Source organism: Chryseobacterium sp. (assembly GCF_022712095.1).
In the GTDB taxonomy this organism is placed as follows: Bacteria; Bacteroidota; Bacteroidia; order Flavobacteriales; family Weeksellaceae; genus Chryseobacterium.
Genome location: NZ_JALAHD010000195.1, coordinates 1 through 3,021, shown reverse-complemented (window position 1 = coordinate 3,021; position 3,021 = coordinate 1). Strand labels below are relative to the sequence as shown.

At 33.1% G+C, this 3,021-nt stretch carries 4 protein-coding genes; all 4 read left to right on the top strand.

Going from position 1 to position 3,021, the window contains the following annotated elements; all coding sequences use genetic code 11:
• Nucleotides 1-76: 76 nt before the first annotated feature.
• Complete coding sequence (locus Q0A18_RS10105; RefSeq protein ID WP_292010023.1) at nt 77-904, top strand: alpha/beta hydrolase; 828 nt, start codon at nt 77-79, stop codon at nt 902-904.
• A gap of 156 nt (nt 905-1,060) precedes the next feature.
• Nucleotides 1,061-1,258, top strand: a complete 198-nt coding sequence (gene rpmI, locus Q0A18_RS10100; protein WP_007840008.1) for a 50S ribosomal protein L35 — start codon at nt 1,061-1,063, stop codon at nt 1,256-1,258.
• A 122-nt stretch (nt 1,259-1,380) separates the two neighbouring features.
• Nucleotides 1,381-1,725 carry a 50S ribosomal protein L20 gene (rplT, locus tag Q0A18_RS10095; RefSeq protein ID WP_292010022.1) on the top strand — a complete coding sequence of 115 codons (345 nt, stop codon included), beginning with the start codon at nt 1,381-1,383 and terminating at the stop codon, nt 1,723-1,725.
• 117 nt (nt 1,726-1,842) lie between these two features.
• A partial coding sequence (locus Q0A18_RS10090) for a M28 family peptidase (RefSeq protein ID WP_292010021.1) occupies nt 1,843-3,021 on the top strand: 1,179 nt, incomplete at its 3' end.

Here is a 3,021-nt window from a genome sequence, read left to right as displayed (position 1 = left end):
ATTTTTAACTATAAAGAACAAAATCAAGAATAGTTCTTGATTATAATCATATTATTAACAAACACAGACAAAAGTTATGAGTACATTCACATTAAAAGACGGTACGGAAATTTATTACAAAGATTGGGGAAAAGGTCAACCTGTTTTCTTTCATCATGGATGGCCCCTTTCAGCTGATGACTGGGATGCACAAATGTTTTTCTTTTTAGAAAAAGGATATCGTGTAATTGCACATGATAGAAGAGGTCACGGAAGATCTTCTCAAGTGGAAGTGGGACATGATATGGATACATATGCTGCAGATGTTACGGAACTTGTTGAACATTTGGATTTAAAAGATGCTATTCACGTAGGCCACTCTACAGGAGGTGGAGAAGTAATCCGATATGTTGCTAAATATGGAAATAATAATGGTAGAGTTGCAAAAGCGGTTTTAATAAGCTCTGTTCCACCTATCATGGTAAAAAGTGAGACTAATCCAGAAGGAACTCCAATTTCTGTATTTGATGATATCCGCCATAATACTGCAAATAATAGAGCACAATTCTATATTGATATTACTCTTCCATTTTATGGGTTTAACAGAGAGGGAGCCAATGTATCTGAAGGAATTCGCAGAAATTGGTGGAGACAGGGAATGATGGGATCTATCAAAGCTCATTATGACTGTGTTAAAGCTTTCTCTGAAACAGACTTTACAGAAGATTTGAAAGCCGTGGATTTACCAGTATTGGTATTACATGGAGAAGATGATCAGATCGTACCTTATAAAGATGCAGGGGTAAAATCTGCACAGCTTGCTAAAAACAGTAAACTGATCACTTACCCTGGATTCCCTCACGGAATGCCTACAACAGAAGCAGAAACGATCAATAAAGATCTTTTAGAGTTCTTTAAATCATAATATAATCAATTGATTTTAGGGACGGCAGACATTTAATGTTTGCCGTTTTTTATTAAAATATTTCAACTTTTTTTTGTATTTTTGCAAATTATTATTCCTGATTATAAAGGAATAACCAAATAGATATTGATAACAAAACAATAAAAAAGCAAGACAATGCCAAAATTAAAAACGAAATCAGGTGCTAAGAAACGTTTTGCTCTTACTGGTTCTGGTAAGATCAAAAGAAAAAACGCTTACAAAAGTCACATTTTAACTAAGAAAGAAACTAAGCAAAAGAGAAATCTTACGCAAACTTCTTATGTTGCTTCTGTGGACGAAAAAAGTGTTAAACGTCAATTAGCAATTAAGTAGTTTTTATAAATCAAATATCGGTTTATAGGAATTAAAACAAATTCAGAATTTTTAACCCTGAAACGGAGCAGCTAAGTGTAATGAGACAGATTACCGCCCTTTTCAAAAAAACAATTTAAATTATGCCAAGATCAGTAAATGCAGTAGCTTCAAGAGCTCGCAGAAAGAAAATTTTAAAGCAAGCTAAAGGTTTTTTCGGTAGAAGAAAGAACGTTTGGACAGTAGCTAAAAACGCGGTAGAAAAAGCAATGCAATATGCTTACCGTGGAAGAAAGGAGAAAAAGAGAAATTTCAGAGCCCTTTGGATCACTCGTATTAATGCGGGAACCAGAGAACATGGAATGTCTTACTCTCAATTTATGGGAGCTCTTAAAAAGAACAACATTGAGCTTAACAGAAAAGTTTTAGCGGATTTAGCAATGAATCATCCTGAAGCTTTCAAAGCTGTTGTAGATCAAGTAAAATAATGTAGAATTTTTTGTTATCAATATAAGTCCCGGGTATTTGCCCGGGATTTTTTTATTAGTACATTTGTTAAGTTATAATTATAAAAAACATAACAAATCTATAAAATCAATATATAAGTGAAAAAAATAACTACTCTTCTACTTCTATCTTTTGCTGTTTGGAATGTTCATTCACAAAGTTTTATCCAAGCTTATCAGGACCGAGTTAATATGATTTCCCAGGCTAATATTACAGCCAACTTACAAGATTTCGAGAATTTAGGAATAAAAACAACAGGTTCCACGAACAATGAGAATACATTAAATTGGATAAAGAATAAATATTTATCTTACGGATATTCTGCAAGTCAGATTACTGAAGACCCCTTTACGTTCAACTATCTGGGAACAAACATTAATTCAAAAAATCTAGTAATCACTAAAACAGGAACTTTATATCCCGACACATATGTTATTATTTGTGCTCATTTTGATACAATTAACGGTCCGGGAGTCAATGACAATGGAAGTGGGACCTCTATACTTCTTGAAGCTGCTAGAATTTTGAAAGATATTCCTACTGAATATTCTATTAAATTTATTCATTTCTCAGGAGAAGAGCAAGGTTTATATGGTAGTTCTCATTACGCTAATAATGTTGCCTATCAGAATAATGTACCCCAGTTTGATATTAAATTAGTATTCAACATAGATGAAGTTGGGGGGAAATTAGGAAATAACAATAATACAATCAAATGTGAGAGAGATAATGGAGGACAAACAGAAAACAATGCGGAATCCAACCTTATTACACAACAACTGGCTACCTGTACAGCTCTCTACTCTCCTCTTCAAACCGTAATTTCCGAGGCTTATTCATCAGACTATATGCCTTTTGAAGCAAAAAAAGAAGTGATAACAGGTTTTTATGAGAATATTGAAAGCCCATATCCTCATACAGCTAATGATAAGTTTGCTAATGTAGATCCCGTATATGTTTATAATGTAGGGAAAGCTGCTCTGGGAGCATTACAGCATTTTGCCGTAGCTATTAGCTCTACATTAGGGCTTGACGAAACAATATTTAAATCTTCGGAAACTGTAAAAATATATCCTAATCCGGTAAAAGATATACTTACTGTAAAATTACCTAAAGAAATAAAAAACTTTAGTATTGAAGTTAATGATCTAACAGGACGCTCCATACTTAAAGTAGTAAATCAAAAAGATATCAACCTTTCAGGATTAGTTAATGGAGACTATCTTTGTACTGTAAAAACAGATGAGTTTACTGTCACGAAAAAAATAATTATAAAT

Coding starts and splice junctions, on each gene's coding strand:
- rpmI (WP_007840008.1), top strand. CDS start 1,061: ATGCCAAAATTAAAAACGAAATCAGGTGCTAAGAAACGTTTTGCTCTT.
- Q0A18_RS10105 (WP_292010023.1), top strand. CDS start 77: ATGAGTACATTCACATTAAAAGACGGTACGGAAATTTATTACAAAGAT.
- rplT (WP_292010022.1), top strand. CDS start 1,381: ATGCCAAGATCAGTAAATGCAGTAGCTTCAAGAGCTCGCAGAAAGAAA.